The sequence below is a fragment of the Cellulomonas sp. ACRRI genome (genome assembly GCF_022346185.1).
In the GTDB taxonomy this organism is placed as follows: Bacteria; Actinomycetota; Actinomycetes; order Actinomycetales; family Cellulomonadaceae; genus Cellulomonas.
Genome location: NZ_JAKRMS010000081.1, coordinates 1 through 21,226 on the forward strand (window position 1 = coordinate 1; position 21,226 = coordinate 21,226).

Consider the following 21,226-nt stretch of genomic DNA (forward strand, 5'->3'; position numbering starts at 1 on the left):
GTGCGGGAGGGGGCGGCGGTGGCGGGCATGCGGAGGTCTCCGTCCGTCGGTGGGGTGCGGGCCTCGACCCGGCCCGCCGTCCCGATCGGGCGGCCCGCCCCGCGCGTGAGCGCGTCGGCGGGTGAAAGGTAAGACCTTTGGCGGCGGAGCGGCTCAGCCCTCGACGACGAGGTGCGGCAGCAGGCCGGTCACCTCGAGCAGCGTCTCCACCGCCGGGCCGATCCCGCGGACGGCCAGGGTGTCCCCGGTGGACTGCAGCGCCATGACCAGCCCGGCCAGCAGCCCGACCGCCGACGAGTCCGCGAAGGTCACCTCCGTCATGTCGACCACCCGCACGCGCGGCAGCACCGCGGCGAGGTCCGTGCCGCGGGCGCTCTGGGCACCCAGCCGGTCGCGCAGGTCCTCGACGACGGCCACGTCGACCTCCCCGCGCATCCGCAGCAGCGCGGGCTCCGCGTCGTCGACCCAGACGTGCCCTCGATCGGGGAGCGGCGGGGTCGGGCCGGCGGCTGCGGTCTGAGGCACCCGTCCAGTATGCGTGCCGCGGACGCCACGCGGGGGCAGGGCGGTGGATCTCGGCGCGGCGGGCACCGCGCGGTGGCACGGCGCACGCTTTCCCGCCGGCGGGTCGGCGCCGGGCGTGCGCGGCGCGACGAAGGGCGGACGGCAGAGGCCCCCGACCTGCGTCGCCGCTGGTCGGGGGCCTCCCGAAGTGCGCCATCAGGGACTCGAACCCCGAACCCGCTGATTAAGAGTCAGCTGCTCTGCCAATTGAGCTAATGGCGCAACGAGGAGAAACGTTAGCAGCCCCGTGGCGCCGGACGCTAATCGGATCCCCCGCTCAGCGGCCCGACGTGGCGGACGTCACGCCGGGTGCGGGTCCGCCGCCGCGTCCGGGTCCACCGGCACGTCGTCCTCCGGCCCGAGCGGGGCGACGGGCGCCGCGGCGCCGGCCTCGGCGTCCCCGTCCTCGCCCTCCCACCAGGCCTCCTCCGGCAGCCCCTCGGCCGCCAGGATCGCCTCCGACCGCGGCTCCGCCACGGCCAGGTCCGCCAGCAGCGTGAGCGGCACGTGCTCCGCCAGGAGGTCCATCACGACGCCCGTCGCGTCGCCCTCCGCGCCGCGCTCGTCCTGCACGGCCGCCTGCTTGTCATCGCCCATCACGGCCACCCCCGGGGTCGTTCCTGCGCACATGGGAACACCGCGCGACGGGCACGCGCAACACGTGACGCCGAGGGCGAACAACCCTGCCGCGGCGGCAGGGAAAACGCTTCCTAGAGGTACAGGCCCGTGCCCTGGCCGCCGTCGCGCGGCTCGGCCACCGCGTGCACGTCCTTCTCCCGGAGCAGCAGGTAGGTCTGCGCCTCGAGCTCCACCTCGGCCCGCTCGTCGGGGTCGAACAGCACCCGGTCCCCGACCGCCACCTGCCGGACGTGCTGCCCGGCGGCGACGACCGCCCCCCCAGGTGAGCCGCTTGCCCACCGCAGCCGTCGCCGGGATGACGATGCCCGCGGTCGACCGGCGCTCCGAGGCGTCGGCGTCCAGCTGGACGAGCAGGCGGTCGTTCAGCATCCGGATGGGCAGCTCGGGGCGGGTCGGGCTCTCGGGGCGCTGTGCACTCACGGGGCAGACGCTACCGCCCGGCCGTCGTACGCTGACGGCGCCCGTCGCGCGCGGGCGCCGCACCCACCAGCCAGGAGACCGCCATGCCCCGCCTCGCCGTCGGCGACACCGCCCCGGACTTCACGCTGCCGACCGCCGACGGCGGCTCGCTGACCCTGTCGGACCTGCGCGGCCAGGGCGTCGTCGTGTACTTCTACCCGGCGGCGGGCACCCCCGGCTGCACCAAGCAGGCGTGCGACTTCCGCGACTCGCTGGCGTCGCTGCAGGCGCACGGCTACGCCGTCGTCGGCGTCTCCCCGGACACCCCGGAGAAGCTCGCCCGGTTCGCCGAGGAGGAGGCGCTGACCTTCCCCCTGGTGTCCGACCCGGACAAGCAGGTGCTCGAGGCCTGGGGCGCGTGGGGCGAGAAGTCCCTCTACGGCAAGACCGTCACCGGCGTGATCCGGTCGACCGTGGTCCTCGACCCCGAGGGCGCCGTCCGGCTGGCGCAGTACAACGTCAAGGCCACCGGCCACGTCGCCAAGCTGCGTCGCGACCTCGGCGTCGACGGCTGACGCACCGCCCCCGGCCCGGCCGGGGCGCGCGGGAGTGGTGAAACGGCAGCCACGCCAGGTTTAGGTCCTGGTGCCCGAGAGGGCGTGCGGGTTCGAATCCCGTCTCCCGCACCGCACGCACCGGCGCACGCACCGCGCGCCGCGCCGGGGGGCGCGTTCACCCGCCCGGCACCCCGGCCACCCGGATGCCCGCCCGGCCGCGACCCCGTCCGGGTGACCGCCCGCCCGACCGCTCAGACACCGCTTCACCCGCTCGACAGGAGGACGGGACCCGAGGCGGCGTCCCGCGCGGGCGCGACGCCCGCGGCGTGCGTGACGGGAGGCCGACGGATGACCGGGACCAGGGGTGCGACGGGTCGGGACGAGGGGGCGGCTGCGGCCGCGCCCGGGCGCCGGGGGCTCGGCTTCACCGGCAAGATCCTGCTGACGGTGTCGGCCGCCGTCGCGATGACCGGCCTGCTGGGCTGGATCTCGATCCTGACGCTGTGGCAGAGCACCGCGCGCACCGAGCGGATGTACTCGGACCACGTGACCGGCCTGGCGCTCGCCAGCCAGGTGGCCTCCCACCTCAACGAGGCGCAGTCGATCGGCGCCGACATGCGCGCGGCGCGCGACGCCGGCGACCCGTTCCGGGCCGACGGGCTGACGTCGGACCGCGGGGCCGCCGTCGGCGCCGCGCTCGCCGCGCTCGACGAGTACGCCGCGATCCCGGCCCTGTCCGACGAGCTGACCGACGCGGCCGGCGAGGTCCGCACCGCGCTGACCACCTACCAGGACCTGGTGGGCGCCAGCGAGGGCGCGGACACCGCGGCCCGGGGCGCCGCCACCCGCGTCGACGCGCTGATCGAGGCGCAGACGGCCGCCGCGGCCACGGCGTCCCGCGAGGCGACCGCCGCCGGGGACCGCGCCGTGCGCCTGGAGCTCGTCGCCCTCGGCATCGCGGCGGTGGTGCCCGCCGTGGCCGGCGTCGTCGTGGCCCGGCGGCTGAGCCGGCGCCTGGACCGGGTGGCGGACGCCGCGCAGGCCCTCGCCGGGGGCGACCTGACCGTCCGCTGCGGGGTCACCGGCGCCGACGAGATCGGCCGGACCGCCGGCGCGCTGGACCGGGCCACCGCCGCCCTGCGCGACACGGTCGCCGGCATCGACGGGACAGCCCGCACGGTGGCGGACGCCGCGGGCCGGCTCGAGCGCTCCGCCGGCCAGGTGGTCTCGGGCGCGGACCGCACCTCGGAGCAGGCGGTCGTGGTCGCCGGCGCGGCGGAGCAGGTCAACCGGGACGTGCACACCGTGGCGGCGGGCGCGGAGCAGATGGGCGCCAGCATCCGGGAGATCGCCCGGAACGCCGCCGAGGCCGCCGCCGTCGCCGGGCGGGCCACCGAGGCCGCCGCCCGGACCAACGAGCAGGTCACCCGCCTGGGCACGTCCTCGCAGGAGATCGGCAACGTGGTGAAGGTGATCACCTCGATCGCCGAGCAGACCAACCTGCTGGCGCTGAACGCGACCATCGAGGCCGCCCGGGCCGGTGAGGCGGGCAAGGGGTTCGCCGTCGTCGCCGGGGAGGTCAAGGAGCTCGCCCAGGAGACAGCGAAGGCCACCGAGGACATCGCCCGGCGCGTCGAGACGATCCAGTCCGACACCGAGGGCGCCGTCGCGGCCATCGGCGAGATCGGCACGATCATCGCCCGGATCGACGACTACCAGACGACGATCGCGTCCGCGGTGGAGGAGCAGACCGCCACCACGACGGAGATGAGCCGGTCGGTCGGCGACGCCGCGGCGGGCTCCAGCGAGATCGCCGCCACCATCACCGGCGTCGCGGACGCCTCCGCCGGCAGCACCGAGGAGCTGGGGCGGATGGGCGAGTCGATCGCCGAGCTCGCGCGGATGGCCGACGACCTGCGGACCCGGGTGGCGCAGTTCCGGCACTGAGGCCCGGCCCCCGCACCGGCCCGGACGCCACGACGCCCCCGCACGCTGCTCGCGGGCGGGGGCGTCGTCGGTGCGCGTGCGCTCGGGTCAGCTCTGCGCCGCCCCGGCCGCGGCGATCTGCGCGCGGACGTCGTCCATGTCCAGCGCCTTGACCGCGTCGACCACCTGCTCCAGCGCCGGCGCCGGGAGGGCGCCCGCCTGGTTGAACACCAGGATGCCCTCGCGGAAGGCCATCAGGGTCGGGATCGACGTGATCTGCAGCTCGGCCGCCAGCTGCTGCTCGGCCTCGGTGTCCACCTTCGCGTGCACGACGTCGGGGTGGGACTCCGACGACTGCTCGAAGATCGGCCCGAAGCGCTTGCACGGCCCGCACCAGTCCGCCCAGAAGTCCACCAGCACGATGTCGTTCTCGGTGATCGTCTTCTGGATGGTGTCGGCCGTCAGCTCGGTCGTTGCCATCAGTCGCCTCCTGTTGTCGGTGTGGCCAGTAGAGCACCCGGACCCCGTCCAGTATTCCCGGACGGGGAGGCACCCGCCCGCGGGGAGGCGCCGCACCGCGCGTCGGGCTGTCGCCCGCCCCCCGGCCCGGGGTACAACTGCCGGGTGACCGACACGGCTGACCTGCCCCGCGAGCCCGAGCGCCCCTCCGGGTGGCTGAGTCCCGAGGGCATCGCGGCCGCCCGCCGCTCGCTCCCCCTGCTCTACGTCGACGCCGTCCCGGTGCGGGTCGACGAGTCCGGCGACGTGGTCGCCGTCGGCCTGCTGCTGCGGGTCACGCCCGAGGGCGTGATGTCCCGCGCGCTGGTGTCCGGCCGCGTGATGTACCACGAGCGGGTGCGGGACGCGCTCCTGCGGCACATCGAGAAGGACCTCGGCCCGGTCGCGCTGCCGCAGGTCCCGCCGACGCCGCAGCCGTTCACGGTCGCCGAGTACTTCCCGACGCCCGGCGTGACGCCGTACCACGACCCGCGCCAGCACGCGGTGTCGCTCGCGTACGTCGTGCCGGTCACCGGCGACTGCCGGCCGCAGCAGGACGCGCTCGACCTCGCCTGGCTCACCCCCGAGGAGGCGTGCAGCGAGCAGGTGCAGGTCGAGATGAATGGCGGCCAGGGGCTGCTGCTGCGCCAGGCGATGGCGCACGTCGGCCGGATGCCCTGAGGCGGCGACCGTGACCACCGAGGCGCGGACCCCGGGCGCGGCGGGCGCGCGGACCGGGTCCGCCGGGCTCGCCGCCGCACGCGTGCTGCACGCGCTGCTGGGGCTGGCCGCGGCCGGCGGCGTCGGGCTGGAGGTGTCCCGCGCGCTCGCCGAGGGCCCCGGCGACGCCGGCACGCTCGCCGAGCGGCTGATCCGGCTGTTCTCCTACTTCACCATCCAGTCGAACCTGCTGGTGCTCGTGGCCTCGGTGCTGCTCGCGGCGCGGCCCGCCCGCGCCGGCCGCGTCATGGCCGTGCTGCACCTGGACGCGCTGCTCTGCATCGCCGTGACCGGCGTGGTCTACCACACGGTCCTCGCCGACGCGGGCGTCGACCTGACCCCGTCGGGCGACCTGGCGAACTTCCTCCTGCACACGGTGACGCCGATCGGCGCCTGGGTGGTGTGGCTCCTGGTCGGCCCGCGGCCGCGGTTCGCCGGCGCGACCGTCGCGTGGTCGGTCGTGTACCCGCTGGCGTGGATCGGGTACACGTTCGCCCGGGGCGCGGCGACGGGCTGGTACCCGTACCCGTTCCTGGACGCCGGCGCCCTCGGCCTCGCGACCGCCGCCCGCAACACGGCGCTCGTGGCGGTCGCCTTCCTGGTCCTCGCCGTCCTGGTCCGCCTCCTGGAGCGCGTCCTGCCCCGCGTGCCCTGACGCGCGCCCTACAGCTCGATCGCCGGCCAGTCGGCCAGGTCGGCGCGCATCGCCCGGTCGTGGGTCGCCACGACGACCGCCGCCGACGTCAGGCGGAGCGCCTCCGTGAGCTCGTCGACCAGGGCGATCGACAGGTGGTTGGTCGGCTCGTCCAGGAGCAGCACGTGCGGGGCGGCGACCAGGGCGGCCGCGAGCTCGAACCGGCGCCGCTGCCCCACCGACAGCTCGCCGAGCGGCCGGTCCAGGTCCTCCTCCTCCAGGAGACCCAGCGCCGCCACGGGCAGCACGTGCGCCGGGTCGAGCGCCCCGACCTCGAGCAGGTCCAGCGCCCGCCGCGCCGCGGCCTCGAATCCCGTCGTCGCCAGCCGCGCCGGGCTGTCGTCGTCCTGCACCAGCACGCCGAGCCGCACGCCCGGCGCGACCGAGCGGTGCCCCCGGTCCAGCGGGGTCCGCCCGGCCAGGGCCGCGAGCAGCGTCGACTTCCCGGCCCCGTTCGCGCCGGTCACCAGCAGGCGCCCCGCGGGCGGCAGGTCGACCCGCACCCCCGGCAGGTCCAGCCGTCCCTCGACGCGCGGCGCGCGCAGCTCCAGCAGCGGCCCGCCCGCGTAGTCGGCCGGGATGCTCGGCAGGTCGGGGAACGCCAGCGCGGGCGGCGGCACCGGCACCTCGACGGCCTCGGCCTCCAGCCTCTGGACCAGGCGGTCGGCGGCCTTCACGTGGATGCGCGCGCGGGTGCCGCGACGGTGCTTCTGCGAGCCCTTGGGCGGGCGCCACTCGTCGGACAGCCCCTCGTAGGACTCGTCGAGCCGCTGGGCCAGCTTTGCCGCGCGCTTGCGCTCCTGCGCGTACCGCGCGCGCCAGCGCCGCAGCGCCTGGTCCTTGGCGAACCGGTACGTGGCGTACCGGGTCGCCCCGTACAGGACCGGCCGGCCGTCCATCGAGGGGTCCAGGTCGAGGATCGCGGTCATCACGTCGTCGAGCAGCCGCCGGTCGTGCGTGACGATCACGACGACCCCCGGCCACTGCTGCAGCTGGGCGGTCAGGTAGTCGATGCCGCCGACGTCGAGGTGGTTCGTCGGCTCGTCCAGCAGCAGGACGTCGGCCCGCTCCGCGACGTGGCACGCCAGCCGGGCGCGGTACGCCTCCCCCACGCTCAGCGTGTCCAGCCGGCGCCCGGGGTCGCGGGGGGCGCCGAACCGGGTCAGCGCCTCGTCCACCCGCCGGTCGACGTCCCACGCCGCGAGCCGGTCGACCGCCGCGATGGCGTCGGCCAGCGCCGCCAGGTCGCCGCCCTCGTGGTCGAAGCCCGCGACGACCTCGTCCAGCCGCGCCGCCGCGGCGCGCACGTGGGACGCGGTCCGGCGCACCAGGTCCCCGACCGTCGCGCCGGGCGGCACGTCGAGCTCCTGCTGCACCACCGACACCGACCCGGACCGGCGGACCTCGCCCGCGGTGGGCGCGAGGTCGCCGGCGAGCAGCCGGAGCAGCGTCGTCTTGCCCGCGCCGTTCTCCCCCACGACGCCGACCCGGTCGCCCGCGGACGCGGACAGGCCGACGCCGTCGAGGACCGGCCGCCCCGGGTACCCGAAGGTCAGGCCGTCCGCGACGAGGTGGACGTCAGCCACGCGGCTCCCGGCCGAGCACGGCGACGACGGCGGGCACCAGCGCGCGGAACGCCTGCCCGCGGTGCGAGATGCGGTTCTTCTCCTCCGGGGCGAGCTCCGCGCAGGTCAGGTCGCCGCCCGCCGGCACCAGGATCGGGTCGTAGCCGAAGCCGTGCTCCCCCCGCGGCGCGGTCGCGAGCGTGCCGACCAGGTGGCCGAGCTCGACGTGCTCCTCGCCGTCCGGGGTCACCAGCGCCGCGGCGCAGGTGAACCGGGCGCCGCGGTGCTCGGGCGCGATGTCGGACAGCTGCGCGAGCAGCAGGTCGAGGTTCGCCCGGTCGTCGCCGTGCCGGCCGGACCAGCGCGCCGAGAAGATGCCGGGCGCGCCGCCGAGCACGTCGACGGACAGCCCCGAGTCGTCCGCGACCGCGGGCAGCCCGGTGTGCGCGGCGAGGGCGCGCGCCTTGATCAGCGCGTTCTCGGCGAACGTCACGCCGTCCTCGACGGGCTCGGGCGCGCCCACGTCGCGGGCGCCGACCACCGAGTCCGGGTCGAGCCCGGGCAGGGCCGGCACGAGGATCGCGCGCAGCTCGCCGAGCTTGTGGACGTTGTGCGTGGCGAGGACGAGGCGGGCCGGGCCGGTCACGCGGTCACCGCCGGCGCCGCCGCGCCGCTCCGCACCGTCACGGTCTGCCCGGCGGGCAGCGCCAGCACCTCGCGCTGCACCCGGGCGAGCTCGGACGTGCCGACCAGCGCCAGGTCGAGCAGCGCGTCGAGCTCCGCGCGGTCGAACGGCGCGTGCTCGGCGGTGCCCTGCACCTCGACGAAGCTGCCCGAGCCGGTGACGACGACGTTCATGTCGGTGTCGGCGCGGACGTCCTCCTCGTACGGGAGGTCGAGCACGGGCCGGCCGCCGACGACGCCGACGCTCACCGCCGACACCGAGTCGCGCAGCACGACCTTGCGGCCGTCGACCGCGCCCTGGGCGATGCCCCACGCGACGGCGTCCGCGAGCGCCACGTAGGCGCCGGTGACGGACGCGGTGCGGGTCCCGCCGTCGGCCTGGAGCACGTCGCAGTCGAGCACGATGGTGTTCTCGCCCAGCGCCGCGACGTCGATGATCGCCCGCAGCGACCGGCCGATCAGCCGGGAGATCTCGTGCGTGCGGCCGCCGACCTTGCCGCGCACCGACTCGCGGTCGGACCGGGAGGACGTCGCGCGCGGCAGCATCGCGTACTCGGCGGTGACCCAGCCCTCGCCGGAGCCCTTGCGCCAGCGCGGCACCCCGGCGGTGAACGACGCCACGCACAGCACCTTGGTGCCGCCGAACTCGACGAGCACGCTGCCCTCGCCCGCGTCCAGGTAGCGGCGGGTGATCGCGATCGGGCGGAGCTCGTCGACGGCGCGGCCGTCCGCGCGGGGGGCGGCCGGGCGGCCGCCCGCGGGCGCGGCGGAGGTGGTGACGGTGGGGTCGGAGGTCATCCCCCGAGCCTAACGACCCGCGCCGGGCCTCAGAGCGCGACGACCGCCCCCGGCCGGGCCAGGTCGAGCGGCCCGTCGTACGCGGCGGCCGCCTCGGCCAGGCTCTCCGCCGGGTCGTTCCACGCCACCAGGTGCGTCAGCAGCAGCCGGCGCGACCCGTTGCGCTGCGCCGCCTCGGCCGCGCGCCGGGCCGTCAGGTGCACGCCCCGGGGGGCGTCCGGGGTCGTCTCGAGGTACGCGGCCTCCGCGAGCAGCAGGTCCGCGTCCGCCGCCAGCTCGTCCAGGCCCGGGCAGTCGTCGGTGTCGCCGGTGTACGCGAGCGTCACGGTGCGGGACGGGTCGGCCTCGGACGGGCCGGTCACCCGCAGCCCGAACGCGGGCACCGGGTGCAGGACCGGCACCGGCTCGATGGTCAGCGGACCGACCCGGACCGGCTCCCCCGACCGCCAGGTGCCCAGCGCGAGGTGGTCGGCGGTGCTGGTCGCCGGGTCGTGCCCGGACAGCTGCGCCAGCCGCTCGCGGACGCCCTCGGGGCCGTGCAGCGGCAGCGGCAGCGGGCGCGCGCCGCGCGGGTCGTAGCGGAGCATCACGCCGAGGACCACGACGTCGGCGACGTGGTCGGCGTGCAGGTGGCTGATCGCGACCGCGTCCAGGTCCGCCGGGGCGAGGTGCCGCTGCAGCGGGCCGAGCGCGCCGTTGCCGAGGTCCAGCAGGACGTTCCAGGTGCGCGTGCCGCCCGCGCCGTCCGGGCCCTCGGCCTGCACCAGGTAGCACGACGCCGCCGAGTCCGGGCCGGGGAACGAGCCCGCGCTGCCGACGACCACGAGCCTCATCCGCGGGCCCCTTCCGCTGCGTGACGGCGCACCGACGTCCGACGGCGGCCCAGGGAGCCATGATGCCGTGCGGGGCGGCGCGGCGGGCGGCGGTCGGTCCGGGCGGGGACGTGTCGCTCGTCACGGCGCCGCGGGGCGCCGGCCGCCGGCCGGCGCGGCGCGGCCGGTCGTCAGCGCAGCGCGCCGCGCGCCTCCACGTGCCGGACCTCGGGGCCCAGGAACCGGCGGGCCAGCGTCGCGAACGAGTCCGGGTCGCCCGTCGCGAGGAACCGGTGCTCCGGCGGCCCGGCCGCGGGGTCCCGCTCCAGGTCGTGCGCGACGAGCAGCCGGTACACGTCCTTGGCGGTCTCCTCCGCGGACGACACCAGCGTGACGTCCTCACCCATGACGTACGAGATGACGCCGGTGAGCAGCGGGTAGTGCGTGCAGCCCAGCACGAGGGTGTCGACGCCGGCCGCCTTGACCGGGCGCAGGTACTCCTCCGCGACGCTGAGCAGCTCGGGCCCCGACGTCACGCCGGCCTCGACGAACTCGACGAACCGCGGGCACGCCTGCGTCGTCAGCTGCACCCCCGGCGCGACGGCGAACGCGTCGTCGTACGACTTCGACTTCACCGTCGACTCGGTGGCGATCACGCCGATCTTGCCGGTGCGGGTGGCCGCGACGGCCCGGCGCGCGGCGGGCAGGATCACCTCGACCACCGGCAGGCCGCGGCGCAGCGTGTACCGCTCGCGCGCGTCCCGGAGCACGGCGGAGGACGCGGTGTTGCACGCGATGACCAGCATCTTCACGCCGGCGTCGACCAGGTCGTCCATCACCTCGAGGGCGTGGGCGCGCACGGCCGCGAGCGGCTTGGTGCCGTACGGGGTGTTGAGGGTGTCGCCGATGTAGAGCACCGACTCGTGCGGCAGCTGGTCGATGATCGCCCGCGCGTTGGTGAGCCCACCCACCCCCGAGTCGAAGATCCCGATGGGTGCGTCGTTCACGGCACCGATCCTAGTCCCGCTCCCGGGGCGCGTCCGGCAGGTCGGCGAGCAGGCAGGCCATCAGCGTCTCCTGCCACCAGCCGAGCGCCAGGAACACCGAGCCCAGGTACTGCCGGGCCTGTGCCGCCGCGTCGGACGGCCGGCCGCGCACCACCTCGTGCTCCAACCGCTCGCTGGTCTCCTCGTCGGCGACGCCCAGCCGCTCGCCCAGCACCAGGCGGACGTCCGTCAGCGTGGCCGCGAGCGCCGGGGCGCGGTCCCTCGTGACCCGGACGACGGCGACGGCCTCGTGCCGGCCGCGGGACCGGCGGCGGCGCCGGGCGGGCTGCTCGACGTCGTCGCGCCCGGCGCCCGGTTCGTCCGCGGCGGCGCCGTGCCCGAGCGCGTCGACGGTCAGCGCGTCGAACAGGACCGCCAGGCGGTCGATCTTCTGCTGCCGCAGGTCGTCCTCGGTCAGCCGGCGGAACTCCGCGGCCACCTCGGCGTCGTCCCGCGACGCGTCCGGCAGCAGCCGGTGCACCGCGGGGTCGTCGGGCGCGGGCAGCGGGTCCAGGCGCAGCCGCACCGCGAGCGCGGCGGGGTCCATCGCGTCGGCCGGCCGGGCCGGCCGGGCGCTGCCCGTCTCGCGGGCGCGGTCCTCGAACCGCCCGCCGCCCAGCAGCTCGGCGACGTCGGCGACCACGGTCGCGAGCACCTCGCGCTCGCCCGGGTCGACCTCCGCGACCAGCTCGTCGCCCTCCCGCCGGAACGCCCGCACCTAGGCGTCGCTCCGCTGCAGGGTGGCCCACAGGCCGAACGAGTGCATCGCCTGCACGTCCACCTCCATCTGCTCCCGGTTGCCCGTCGACACCGCGGAGCGCCCCTGCTCGTGCACCTCCAGCATCAGCTTCTCCGCCTTGGCCTGCGGGTAGCCGAAGTACGACCGGAACACGTAGGTCACGTAGGACATGAGGTTCACGGGGTCGTTCCAGACGATCGTGACCCAGGCGTCGGCGAGCTGCCCGTCGGCGTGGACGGTCTCCTCGGGTGCGGTCTCCACGGACACCCGACCACTGTAGGTGCCGCCGGCGGGTGGCCCGGGCGGGTGGCCCGGCGGCGCGGCGTGACGGCGCGCACCCGCAGGTCGGCGCCTACCGTGGGCACATGACCGCGAGCACCGCGCTGCTGACCGACCGCTACGAGCTCACCATGCTCCAGGCCGCACTCGCGGACGGCACCGCCGGCCGCCGGTGCGTCTTCGAGGTGTTCACCCGCCGCCTGCCCCACGGCCGCCGGTACGGCGTGCTGGCCGGGACCGGCCGGGTGCTGGAGGCGCTGGCCGACTTCCGGTTCGGCGCCGAGGAGCTCGACTGGCTGGCCCGGGAGCGGGTCGTGGACGACGCCACGCTGGCGTACCTGGCGGACTACCGGTTCACGGGGTCGGTCCGCGGCTACGCCGAGGGCGAGATGTTCTTCCCGCACTCCCCCGTGCTGACCGTCGAGGGCACGTTCGCCGAGGCCGTGCTGCTGGAGACCGTCGTGCTGTCGGTGCTCAACTACGACTCGGCGATCGCGTCCGCCGCGTCCCGGATGACCTCCGCCGCGATCGGCCGGCCCGTGCTGGAGATGGGCGCGCGCCGGGCGCACGAGCAGGCCGCGGTCGCCGCCGCGCGCGCCGCCGCCGTCGCCGGGTTCGCCGGGACGTCCAACCTGGAGGCCGGCCGCCGGTACGGCCTGCCCACGATCGGCACCGCCGCGCACGCGTTCACGCTGCTGCACGACGACGAGGAGGCCGCGTTCGCCGCGCAGGTCGCCTCCGCGGGCGCCGGCACCACGCTGCTGGTCGACACCTACGACGTGCGGCGGGGCGTCGAGCGGGCGGTCAAGGCGGCCGGCCCGGGGCTGGGCGCCGTGCGGCTCGACTCCGGCGACCTCGGCGTCCTGGCGCAGGAGGTGCGCGCCCAGCTCGACGGCCTCGGCGCGCGCGACACCAAGATCGTCGTCACCTCGGACCTCGACGAGTACGCGATCGCCGCGCTGGCGGTCGCGCCGGTCGACTCCTACGGCGTCGGCACCTCGCTGGTCACCGGCTCCGGGGCGCCGACCTGCGGCATGGTCTACAAGCTCGTGGCGCGCGAGGGGTCCGACGGCCGGCTCGCGCCCGTGGCGAAGGCCTCCAAGGCCAAGGAGTCCGTCGGCGGCCGGAAGTCGGCGGCGCGGCGGCTCGACGGGGACGGCCGGGCGGTCGAGGAGGTCGTGGTCGACGGGCCCGACGCGGCGGTGGCGGCGTGGACCCCGTCCGAGCCCGACCTGCGCCCGCTGGTCGTGCCGCTCGTGACCGACGGCGAGGTCTGCCCCGGCTGGACCGGCGCCGAGGGCGTGGCCGCCGCCACCGCACGGCACGCGGCGTCCCGGGACGAGCTGCCGCGCGGCGCCCGGCGGCTGTCGGCCGACGAGGCGGCGATCCCGACGGTGACGCTCACCCTCTGAGCCGCCCGGGCACGACGACGCCCGCGCTCCAGGGGGGTGCGCGGGCGTCGTCGTGCGTGCGGTGCTGGTCGCTACACGCGGGCCTTCCCGCGGCGCAGCAGGCCGAGGACCAGGCTCACCACGAGGACGGCGATACCGATCCAGATGAGGATCTTGGCGGCCTCCACGGCCACGCCGATGATGAGCAGCACTGCACCGATGATGATGAGGATCAGCCACGTGGGCATCTGACGGCTCCCTTTCGCTCTGCGTCACCGCGCCCGCCGGGGGTGTCCCGGCGAACGCGCTGTTCACGGGGACGACGATGGCACCGATCCTGAGGTCCGGCACGTCGAGCGCCCGGGTTGCGGAACGAGCGTCCGGTGGTACGGCCGGCGCGCTGACCTGGGGTCGGGCGCGGAGTGTGACGTCGGTCAGCGCCTGCCGACGAACCAGCCGCGCAGCATCGCCACCCGGGCCTCGAGCTGCTTCGGGTCCGCGAGGGCCACCTCCGGCCCGCCGCACCGGCGCCGCAGCTCCGTGTGCACCGCGCCGTGCGGCTGGCCGCTCTTGCGCGACCAGGCCCCGACCAGCTGGGCGAGCTCCTTGCGCAGCTCCGCCTGCTTGCGGTGGTCCATCTCGGCGCGGTCCTCGGCCGGCTGGGCCTTCGACCGCTTCGCGCTCTGCTGGCTCGCCTGGCGCTGCCGCAGCAGCGTGGTCACCTGGTCCGGGTCCAGCAGCCCGGGCAGCCCGAGGAAGTCCAGCTCCTCGTCCGAGCCGACGTCCGCGCCCGTGCCGAACTCGCCGCCGTCGAACAGCACGCGGTCGAACGACGCCTGCGCCTCCAGCGCCTCGAACGTGCCCTGCAGCGCGTCCGAGCCCTTCTGGGCGCGGTTCGCCTGCGCGACGAGCGCGTCCTCGGGGTTGTAGCCCTCGCCCTGCTCCTCCGCGGTCAGCGGGCGGTCCAGCGCGTGGTCGCGCTCGACCTCCATCGAGTTGGCCAGCGCGAGCAGCGGGGCCACGCTCGGCAGGAACACCGACGCGGTCTCGCCGCGCTTGCGCGCCCGCACGAACCGGCCGATCGCCTGCGCGAAGAACAGCGGCGTCGACGCACTGGTGGCGTACACGCCGACCGCGAGCCGCGGGACGTCGACGCCCTCGGAGACCATGCGGACGGCCACCAGCCAGCGGTCGTCGGAGGCGGAGAACTCGTCGATCCGGGCGCTCGCGCCGTCGTCGTCGGACAGCACGACCGTCGGCGACTTCCCCGTGAGCCGGGCGATGTGCCCGGCGTACGCGCGGGCGTCGGTCTGGTCGGTCGCGATGATCATGGCGCCGGCGTCCGGCACCGTCCGGCGGACCTCGGTGAGCCGCCGGTCGGCCGCGGCGATCACGGACGGGATCCACTCGCCGTCCGGGTTGAGCGCCGTGCGCCACGCCTGCGCGGTCATGTCCTTGGTCAGCGGCTCGCCCAGGCGGGCGCTCACCTCGTCGCCGGCCTTGGTGCGCCACCGCATCGAGCCCGAGTACGTGAGGAACAGCACCGGGCGGACGACGTGGTCGCGCAGCGCCTGGGAGTACCCGTACGTGTAGTCGGCCTTGCTGCGGCGGATGCCGTCGGGACCGCGCTCGTACTCGACGAACGGGATCTGCGCGGTGTCGCTGCGGAACGGCGTGCCCGTGAGCGACAGCCGGCGGGCCGCGCCCTCGAACGCCTCCTGCACGGCGTCGCCCCAGGACAGCGCGTCGCCGCCGTGGTGCACCTCGTCGAGGATCACCAGGGTGGGCGCCGCGGTCGTGCGGGCGGCGTGCAGCGCGGGCTTGGCCGCCACTCCGGCGTAGGTCAGCGCCACGCCGTCGAAGCCGTGCCCGTGCCGGCCCTGCGCGTTCTTGAAGTTCGGGTCCAGCTTGATGCCGACCCGCGCGGCCGCGTCGGCCCACTGGTGCTTCAGGTGCTCGGTCGGCGCGACGACGGTCACCCGGCGCACGACCCCGGCCTGCAGCAGCTCGGTCGCGATGCGCAGCGCGAAGGTCGTCTTGCCCGCGCCCGGCGTCGCCACCGCGAGGAAGTCCCGCGGCGCGGTCGTCAGGTACTGCTCGAGGGCCTCGGCCTGCCAGGCGCGCAGCTTGCCCGCCGTCCCCCAGGGCGCACGCGCAGGGAACGCCGGGGGCAGCTGCGATGCTGCCGACGGCGAGGCGTGCGTGCTGGGTGCGGAGGCGGGGCGGTCCGCGGCGCTCACTGTCCGCCGGAGGAGTCGCCGGAGCCCTTGCCGCGGCCGAAGCCCCAGCGGCGGCCGCCGCCCGAGCCCGTGCCCGAGTCCCCGTCGCCGCCGTCCTGCGGCTCGCGGAGGCCCTCGTAGATCTCCTTGCACACCGGGCACACGGGGAACTTGTTCGGGTCCCGGCCCGGCACCCACACCTTCCCGCAGAGCGCGACCACGGGCTTGCCGGACATCGCCGACTCCATGATCTTCTCCTTGCGCACGTAGTGCGCGAAGCGCTCGTGGTCCCCGGGCTCGGCGGTCTGCTCTGCGGGCCGCTCGAGCAGCCCGGTGCCGGTGCCGGTGCTGGGGTCCGAGAGTCGGTCCGGCTCGGTGCTCGGCGGCAGGGGCTCACTCATGGCGACAACTGTACGCGGCCCCTCCGACGCGCCGGGGTCTTCGCCGAGGTCGTCGGTTCCGTCCAGATCATGGGTGGCGCAAATGCCGACCTCGGGCGGAACCACCGACGTCGTCAGCGTGACGAGCGCGACAGGGCACGGGCGACGCGAGCCACCAGGGGTGCTGGCGCTCGAAGGTCGTCCCAGGTGACGCGCAGCACGCGCCAACCCTCCTCCTCCAGGGCGTCCTGCCGCTGCTTCTCCGCGAACACCGCCTCCGGCGCCGTGCTCCCGAACGCGCCGGAGTACTTCACGTACCCGTCGAACTCGACCGCGACCCGGAGCGCCGGCCACCCGAGGTCGGCGAAGAACCGGCCGCGACGCGTGACCACCTCCACCTGCAGCTCCGGCGGAGGAAGTCCTCCGGAGCGCAGCGCCCAGCGCAGCAGCGTCTCCCCCGGTGACTGCGCGCGACCGTCCGCGAGCGCGATCACCTCTCTCGCCCGGACGAGCCCGCGCGCCCCTGACCGAGCGGCCAGAGTCGTGTCCAGCGCGTCCCTGTCAGCCCCGGCTCGGAGTGCCGAGTCGGCGATCACGAGCCCTCGCTCCGGGGGCAAGGATGCCGCGCAGTCCACCACCGTTCGGGCGAGCGTCGTCACCGGGAGCCCGGACACCTCGGCCCGGTGCTCCGCGGGGAGGTCGCCGTGGTGCCGCACGACGGGATCGTCGCCCCGGCTCCGCGGCCGAGTCGGCTGGATGAGGTGCGTCAAGCCGGAGATGCCGACGGCATCGCACCCCCAGAGCAGCGCCGCGGACTCGTGGCTGAACCACCGCGCTCCCGACGTCTGCCGGTGGACCGCCCGGATCCTGGCGAGAGCGATCCGCCGCCGGTCCCGCGCAGGGCCGAGCGACTCGCCCCGCTCCACGTACGCGCCTCGTCGCACCCGCTCGAGGTCGAGCCGTCGGCGGAGCCTCCCGGCGGAAGCGGGAACATCACGAACCAGCAGCACGTCGGAGCTCCCGGAATCGACCATCCCCCACGATCCCGCGGCCTGGACGGCGACGGCGCGGTCCGCCGACATCTGTGGACAGCCTTCGCCGAGGTCGTCGGTTGCGTCCATCTCAGGGGGTGCGCAACCGACGACCTCGGGCGCAACCGACGACCTCGGCCGGCGGGACGTCCCTACGGGGTGCGGAGGATGCTCTGCATCCGCTTGCCGCTCGCCAGCTCGTCGACCAGCTTGTCCATCCAGCGGATCTGCTGCATGAGCGGGTCCTCGATCTCCTCGACCCGGACGCCGCAGATCACGCCCCGGATGAGGGTCGCGTCCGGGTTCATGCCCGGGGCGCGCTCGAAGAACTCCGCGAGGGTCCGCTCGTCCGCCAGGGCCTCGGCCAGACCCGCCTCGTCGTAGCCGGTCAGCCACTCCAGGACCTGACCGAGCTCGGCGACGTCACGGCCCTTGCGCTCGACCTTCGTCACGTAGTGCGGGTAGATCGCGGCGAACGGCGTCCCGAAGATCCGGTGCCCCGGCACGCTCAGATCCCCTGCCAGTCCGGCTTCGCGTCGAACGTCTCGCGGTAGTACGACGCGAGCTGCAGCCGGCCGGCCGCCGCCTCGTCGACGAGGACGGTCGCGTGCGGGTGGTGCTGCAGGATCGTGCCGGGCCACATCGCGCTCACGGCCCCCTCGGCGAGCTGGTGCACCGCCTCGGCCTTGTGCTTCCCGGCGGCCAGCAGCACGACGTGCCGGGCGGCCATGATGGTCGCGAGCCCCTGGGTGAGGCAGTGGGTCGGCACCTGGGACACGTCACCGCCGAAGAACCGGGCGTTGTCCTCGCGGGTCTGCCGGGTCAGCGTCTTGATGCGGGTGCGGGACGCGAGCGACGAGCCGGGCTCGTTGAACGCGATGTGCCCGTCGGTGCCGACGCCGAGGATCTGCACGTCCACGCCCCCGGCGTCCGCGATGGCCGCCTCGTAGGCCGCGCAGGCCGCGGGGACGTCCTCGGCGAGGCCGTCGGGCCCGTGCACGTCGGCGGGGTCGATGTCGACCCGGGACGCGAACTCCTTCTCGATGACGTTCCGGTACCGCTCGGGGTGGTCGGCGGGGAGGCCGACGTACTCGTCGAGCATGAAGGCGCGCACCCCGGCGAACGACAGGCCCTCCTCGGCGTGACGGCGGGCCAGCTCGTCGTACACGGCCAGCGGGCTGGACCCGGTGGCGATGCCGAGGACCGCGTGCCGGCCCTCCGCCGCGCGTGCGCGCACGACCCGCTCGATCGCGTCGGCGGCCAGCCGCGCGAGCTCGGCGCCCGGGGCGATGACGACCTCCATCAGGTCTCCTTCCGTCCGACCAGCGCGGCGCCGACGGCACCCACCGGTACTCCGCGCGGAGCGAGGGTCACCCGCTCCGCCATGTGCATCGCGGCCAGGAACGCGGAGTCCCGGGCCTCGTCGTCCAGCCGTGCGCGCACCACCCGCAGCAGCGGGTCGCCGAGCTCGCTGACCCCGCCGCCGACGACGACGTGCGCGACGTCGGTGGTGAGCAGGAGCACGCGCACCGCGGCGGCCACGGCCCCGGCGAACCGGTCGCGCACCGCCACGGCACCAGCATCCCCGGAGTCGGCCGCCTCGAACAGGGCCACGGGCGCGGGCCGGTCGCCGGGCCCGGGCCAGGCCGCGGACAGCGCACCGCCGGACGCGTACTGCTCGAGGCAGCCGCGCTGCCCGCACGGGCACGGCAGCCCGCCGGGCACGTGCACCAGGTGGCCGATCTCGCCGGCCACCCCCGAGGCGCCGCGGCGCAGCCGGCCGTCGAGCACCAGCCCCGCGGCGAGGCCGGTGCCGAGCGCGAGGAACGCCAGGTCGGGCGCCGGGTCGGGCAGCAGGTGGGCGGCGCCGAGGGCGGCCACGTTGAGGTCGTTCTCCAGCCGGACCGGCACCCCGCCGAGCGCGGCGGAGACGTCGGCGGCCAGCGGCACCGCGGTCTCGATCGCGAGGTTCACCGCGTGCTCGACGCGGCCGGCCGCCGGGTCGACGATGCCGGGCAGCCCGATGCCGACCCCGGCCAGCGCGCCCGGGGTCAGCCCGGCCTGCGCGACCAGCGCGTGCACGGCCTCCGCGGCGGTCCCGGCGACGCCCGCGGCCCCGGGGCGGGCGGTGAGCCGCACCGACGGGCCGACGGCGCCGTCCGGCCCGACCAGCACGCCGAGCGTCTTGGTCCCGCCGACGTCGAGCCCGACGGACCACCCCGCGGCGACGTCCGCGCCCGCGGCGGGCCCCGGCGCCCCGGCCGGCGCCGGCACGCCCGGTCCCTCCGGCCCCGCGGACGCGCCGCGCGGCCAGGTCATCAGCTCGTCCACGTCAGCCCTTCACCGCTCCGGACACCAGCCCCGACGTCATCCTGCCCTGCACCAGCAGGAAGAACACGATCACGGGCACGGCGATGAGGGTGGAGGCGGCCATGACCTCGCCCCAGTCGACGCCGCGGTTCGCCGACGACGCCAGGAACGAGCGCAGCCACAGCGGGAGCGTCCGGGCGGACTCGGCGGGCAGGGCGACCAGCGCGACGGTGAACTCGTTCCAGGCCTGCAGGAACGCGTACACCCCGGAGGCGACCAGACCGGGCGCGAGCAGCGGGAAGGTGATCCGCAGGAACGCCTTCACCCGGCTGAGCCCGTCGACCATGGCGGCCTCCTCGAGCTCGATCGGCACGCCGGCGACGAACCCGCGCAGCATCCAGATCGTGAACGGCACGACGGCGGCGGTGTACAGGATCGAGACGCCGATGACGCTGTTCAGCAGGTTGACCGAGGACAGCATCTTGTACTGCGCGATGAACAGGCCCTCGGCGGGCAGCATCTGCACGAACAGCACCGCGATCACGAACGTCAGCCGCCCGCGGAACCGGAACCGGCTGATCGCGAGCGCCGCGAGGAACGCGAACACCAGCACCGCCACGACGGTGACGGCGGTGATCGCGAGGCTCATCCGCAGCGCGGTGCCGAACCCGGCGCCGTCCAGGACGGACCGGAAGTTCGCGAGCGTGGCGCCGGTCGGCAGGAAGGTCGGCGTCGTGGACCGCAGCCGGGAGCCCGGCAGCACGGAGGACAGCACCATCCAGTAGACGGGGAACGCCCAGACGACGGCGACGACGACCGCGAGCAGGCCGAGCAGGGCGCGGCGGACCCGGCGGGCCGCGCGCCCGCCGGCGGCGCCCCGGCGCGGGCCGGGCCCGGCGGCGCTGGGCACGGCGGGGGTGCCGGCCCGGGCGGGCGGGGCGGCGACGGGGTCCACCGACCCCGCCGGGCCCGCGGGGGACGTGGTGGCGCTCATGCGTCCTCCTTCAGCAGGTTCCGGACGTACGGCCAGCTCAGCAGCACGGTCAGGGCGAGGACGAAGATCGACACGGCGGCCGCGCCGGCGAAGTCCTGCCGGCCGATGCCGAGCTCGAAGATGAAGTTGCCCAGCAGGTTGGTCTCGCTGACCGGCGCCCCGCTGTCCTGCAGCAGGCGGATCTGCGCGAACACCCGCAGGTCCCAGATGATCTGCAGCAGCAGCACGATCGACAGCACGGGGCGGATCAGCGGCATCGTGATGTGCCAGAGGATCCGGGCCGGGCCGGCGCCGTCGATGCGGGCGGCCTCGAGGACCTCGTCGGACACCTGGGTGAGCGCGGCGTAGACGGACAGCGCCACGAACGGCACCGACATCCACACGATGATGACGGTGGCGACGAAGAAGAACGACAGCGGCTGGGCGAGCCACGCGTGCCCGCTGTACTGGTCGAAGCCCAGCTGGACCAGCAGCCAGTTCACGACGCCGGTGCGCCAGTCGAACAGCCACTTCCAGACGGTGACGGCGGCGACCATCGGCATCGCCCAGGCCAGCAGCAGGGCCACCTGCAGCACGATCCGGACGACCGGGTGCACGGCCTTCATCAGCAGGGCGAACAGCACGCCGAGGATCACGGTGGTGAACGCGTTGACGAGGCAGAACACGATGGACCGGACCACGACGGCCCAGAGCCGGTCGTCGGTGAAGATCCGGGCGTAGTTGTCGAGGCCGACGAACGTCGGCGGCTGGCCGAACTGCTGCGCCAGGCCGAACTCCTGCATCGACGTGACGACCTGCCAGTACAGCGGGTAGCCCATGCCGGCGAGCAGGACGAGGACGGCGGGGACCAGCAGGACGTAGGCGGTCAGACCGGGCCGGCGCCGTCGATGCGGGCGGCCTCGAGGACCTCGTCGGACACCTGGGTGAGCGCGGCGTAGACGGACAGCGCCACGAACGGCACCGACATCCACACGATGATGA

At 75.6% G+C, this 21,226-nt stretch carries 24 protein-coding genes, 2 tRNA genes and 1 pseudogene; 6 read left to right on the forward strand and 21 right to left on the reverse strand.

The annotated features are described in order from the left end of the window. Positions 1-153 precede the first annotated feature (153 nt). The 4 genes and pseudogenes from MHY85_RS14160 to MHY85_RS14175 all read right to left on the reverse strand — a co-directional run bounded on the left by MHY85_RS14160 (position 154) and on the right by MHY85_RS14175 (position 1,572). Complete coding sequence (locus MHY85_RS14160) at positions 154-525, reverse strand: STAS domain-containing protein (protein WP_239197353.1); 372 nt, start codon at positions 523-525, stop codon at positions 154-156. A 188-nt stretch (positions 526-713) separates the two neighbouring features. Continuing rightward, positions 714-786, reverse strand: a tRNA-Lys gene (locus tag MHY85_RS14165). A gap of 78 nt (positions 787-864) precedes the next feature. Further along, the gene (locus MHY85_RS14170) at positions 865-1,161 is read right to left on the reverse strand and encodes a hypothetical protein (RefSeq protein WP_239197355.1); all 297 of its coding nucleotides are present in this window, start codon (positions 1,159-1,161) and stop codon (positions 865-867) included. A gap of 113 nt (positions 1,162-1,274) precedes the next feature. After that, positions 1,275-1,572: pseudogene (locus tag MHY85_RS14175) on the reverse strand (co-chaperone GroES). Positions 1,573-1,706: 134 nt separating this feature from the next. On the opposite strand from MHY85_RS14175, the gene bcp reads away from it, so the two are divergent. From bcp to MHY85_RS14190, 3 genes are all read left to right on the forward strand, one after another. Further along, a complete protein-coding gene (gene bcp / locus MHY85_RS14180; RefSeq protein WP_239197357.1) occupies positions 1,707-2,177 on the forward strand; it encodes a thioredoxin-dependent thiol peroxidase in 471 nt (156 codons plus the stop codon). Between the two features lie 28 nt (positions 2,178-2,205). Next, positions 2,206-2,288 (forward strand) — tRNA-Leu (locus MHY85_RS14185). A gap of 219 nt (positions 2,289-2,507) precedes the next feature. Further along, on the forward strand, positions 2,508-4,106 hold the full coding sequence (locus MHY85_RS14190) for a methyl-accepting chemotaxis protein (RefSeq protein ID WP_239197359.1): 1,599 nt from the start codon (positions 2,508-2,510) through the stop codon (positions 4,104-4,106). A gap of 87 nt (positions 4,107-4,193) precedes the next feature. Here MHY85_RS14190 and trxA read toward each other — a convergent pair whose 3' ends face one another. Continuing rightward, positions 4,194-4,565, reverse strand: coding sequence for a thioredoxin (gene trxA / locus MHY85_RS14195; RefSeq protein WP_154727916.1), 372 nt, complete (start codon positions 4,563-4,565; stop codon positions 4,194-4,196). Positions 4,566-4,709: 144 nt separating this feature from the next. Here trxA and MHY85_RS14200 point away from each other — a divergent pair, with 144 nt between their 5' ends. Together MHY85_RS14200 and MHY85_RS14205 are read left to right on the forward strand one after the other, a co-directional pair. Continuing rightward, complete coding sequence (locus tag MHY85_RS14200) at positions 4,710-5,264, forward strand: NUDIX hydrolase family protein (protein WP_154727915.1); 555 nt, start codon at positions 4,710-4,712, stop codon at positions 5,262-5,264. Between the two features lie 10 nt (positions 5,265-5,274). Then, positions 5,275-5,958, forward strand: a complete 684-nt coding sequence (locus tag MHY85_RS14205) for a Pr6Pr family membrane protein (RefSeq protein ID WP_239197361.1) — start codon at positions 5,275-5,277, stop codon at positions 5,956-5,958. An 8-nt stretch (positions 5,959-5,966) separates the two neighbouring features. Here MHY85_RS14205 and MHY85_RS14210 read toward each other — a convergent pair whose 3' ends face one another. The 7 genes from MHY85_RS14210 to clpS all read right to left on the reverse strand — a co-directional run bounded on the left by MHY85_RS14210 (position 5,967) and on the right by clpS (position 11,908). Then, on the reverse strand, positions 5,967-7,583 hold the full coding sequence (locus MHY85_RS14210) for an ABC-F family ATP-binding cassette domain-containing protein (protein WP_239197363.1): 1,617 nt from the start codon (positions 7,581-7,583) through the stop codon (positions 5,967-5,969). After that, positions 7,576-8,208 (reverse strand): RdgB/HAM1 family non-canonical purine NTP pyrophosphatase, encoded by a 633-nt coding sequence (gene rdgB, locus MHY85_RS14215; protein WP_239197365.1) that lies wholly within the window; start codon positions 8,206-8,208, stop codon positions 7,576-7,578. The genes MHY85_RS14210 and rdgB overlap by 8 nt, the downstream gene beginning before the upstream one ends. Further along, entirely contained in the window at positions 8,205-9,044 is an 840-nt protein-coding gene (gene rph / locus MHY85_RS14220) for a ribonuclease PH (RefSeq protein ID WP_239197367.1), read from the reverse strand. Before rph ends, rdgB begins: the two co-directional genes overlap by 4 nt. Before the next feature lie 29 nt (positions 9,045-9,073). Next, positions 9,074-9,877: an MBL fold metallo-hydrolase gene (locus MHY85_RS14225; RefSeq protein ID WP_239197369.1), complete on the reverse strand. Its 804-nt coding sequence runs from the start codon at positions 9,875-9,877 to the stop codon at positions 9,074-9,076. Between the two features lie 170 nt (positions 9,878-10,047). After that, the gene (gene murI, locus MHY85_RS14230; protein ID WP_239197371.1) at positions 10,048-10,863 is read right to left on the reverse strand and encodes a glutamate racemase; all 816 of its coding nucleotides are present in this window, start codon (positions 10,861-10,863) and stop codon (positions 10,048-10,050) included. A gap of 10 nt (positions 10,864-10,873) precedes the next feature. Beyond that, positions 10,874-11,620 carry a DUF2017 family protein gene (locus MHY85_RS14235; RefSeq protein ID WP_239197373.1) on the reverse strand — a complete coding sequence of 249 codons (747 nt, stop codon included), beginning with the start codon at positions 11,618-11,620 and terminating at the stop codon, positions 10,874-10,876. Beyond that, the gene (gene clpS / locus MHY85_RS14240) at positions 11,621-11,908 is read right to left on the reverse strand and encodes an ATP-dependent Clp protease adapter ClpS (protein WP_239197375.1); all 288 of its coding nucleotides are present in this window, start codon (positions 11,906-11,908) and stop codon (positions 11,621-11,623) included. 98 nt (positions 11,909-12,006) lie between these two features. Between clpS and MHY85_RS14245 the strand changes: the two genes are divergently transcribed. Beyond that, positions 12,007-13,332: a nicotinate phosphoribosyltransferase gene (locus MHY85_RS14245; RefSeq protein ID WP_239197377.1), complete on the forward strand. Its 1,326-nt coding sequence runs from the start codon at positions 12,007-12,009 to the stop codon at positions 13,330-13,332. 71 nt (positions 13,333-13,403) lie between these two features. Here MHY85_RS14245 and MHY85_RS14250 read toward each other — a convergent pair whose 3' ends face one another. The 9 genes from MHY85_RS14250 to MHY85_RS14290 form a co-directional block, all read right to left on the reverse strand. Continuing rightward, positions 13,404-13,559 carry a hypothetical protein gene (locus tag MHY85_RS14250; RefSeq protein ID WP_195969112.1) on the reverse strand — a complete coding sequence of 52 codons (156 nt, stop codon included), beginning with the start codon at positions 13,557-13,559 and terminating at the stop codon, positions 13,404-13,406. 186 nt (positions 13,560-13,745) lie between these two features. Beyond that, positions 13,746-15,551 carry a DEAD/DEAH box helicase gene (locus tag MHY85_RS14255; protein WP_239197379.1) on the reverse strand — a complete coding sequence of 602 codons (1,806 nt, stop codon included), beginning with the start codon at positions 15,549-15,551 and terminating at the stop codon, positions 13,746-13,748. Then, entirely contained in the window at positions 15,548-15,931 is a 384-nt protein-coding gene (locus MHY85_RS14260; RefSeq protein WP_239197381.1) for a DUF3039 domain-containing protein, read from the reverse strand. The genes MHY85_RS14255 and MHY85_RS14260 overlap by 4 nt, the downstream gene beginning before the upstream one ends. Positions 15,932-16,044: 113 nt before the next feature. Beyond that, positions 16,045-16,404 (reverse strand): endonuclease domain-containing protein, encoded by a 360-nt coding sequence (locus tag MHY85_RS14265; RefSeq protein ID WP_239197383.1) that lies wholly within the window; start codon positions 16,402-16,404, stop codon positions 16,045-16,047. A gap of 689 nt (positions 16,405-17,093) precedes the next feature. After that, positions 17,094-17,447 carry a DUF2200 domain-containing protein gene (locus tag MHY85_RS14270; protein ID WP_239197385.1) on the reverse strand — a complete coding sequence of 118 codons (354 nt, stop codon included), beginning with the start codon at positions 17,445-17,447 and terminating at the stop codon, positions 17,094-17,096. Between the two features lie 2 nt (positions 17,448-17,449). Next, a complete protein-coding gene (nagB, locus tag MHY85_RS14275) occupies positions 17,450-18,244 on the reverse strand; it encodes a glucosamine-6-phosphate deaminase (protein ID WP_239197387.1) in 795 nt (264 codons plus the stop codon). Beyond that, positions 18,244-19,272: an ROK family protein gene (locus MHY85_RS14280; RefSeq protein ID WP_239197389.1), complete on the reverse strand. Its 1,029-nt coding sequence runs from the start codon at positions 19,270-19,272 to the stop codon at positions 18,244-18,246. Before MHY85_RS14280 ends, nagB begins: the two co-directional genes overlap by 1 nt. 1 nt (position 19,273) lies before the next feature. Beyond that, complete coding sequence (locus tag MHY85_RS14285; RefSeq protein ID WP_239197391.1) at positions 19,274-20,245, reverse strand: carbohydrate ABC transporter permease; 972 nt, start codon at positions 20,243-20,245, stop codon at positions 19,274-19,276. Then, complete coding sequence (locus MHY85_RS14290) at positions 20,242-21,063, reverse strand: carbohydrate ABC transporter permease (RefSeq protein WP_239197393.1); 822 nt, start codon at positions 21,061-21,063, stop codon at positions 20,242-20,244. Before MHY85_RS14290 ends, MHY85_RS14285 begins: the two co-directional genes overlap by 4 nt. Positions 21,064-21,226 lie beyond the last annotated feature (163 nt).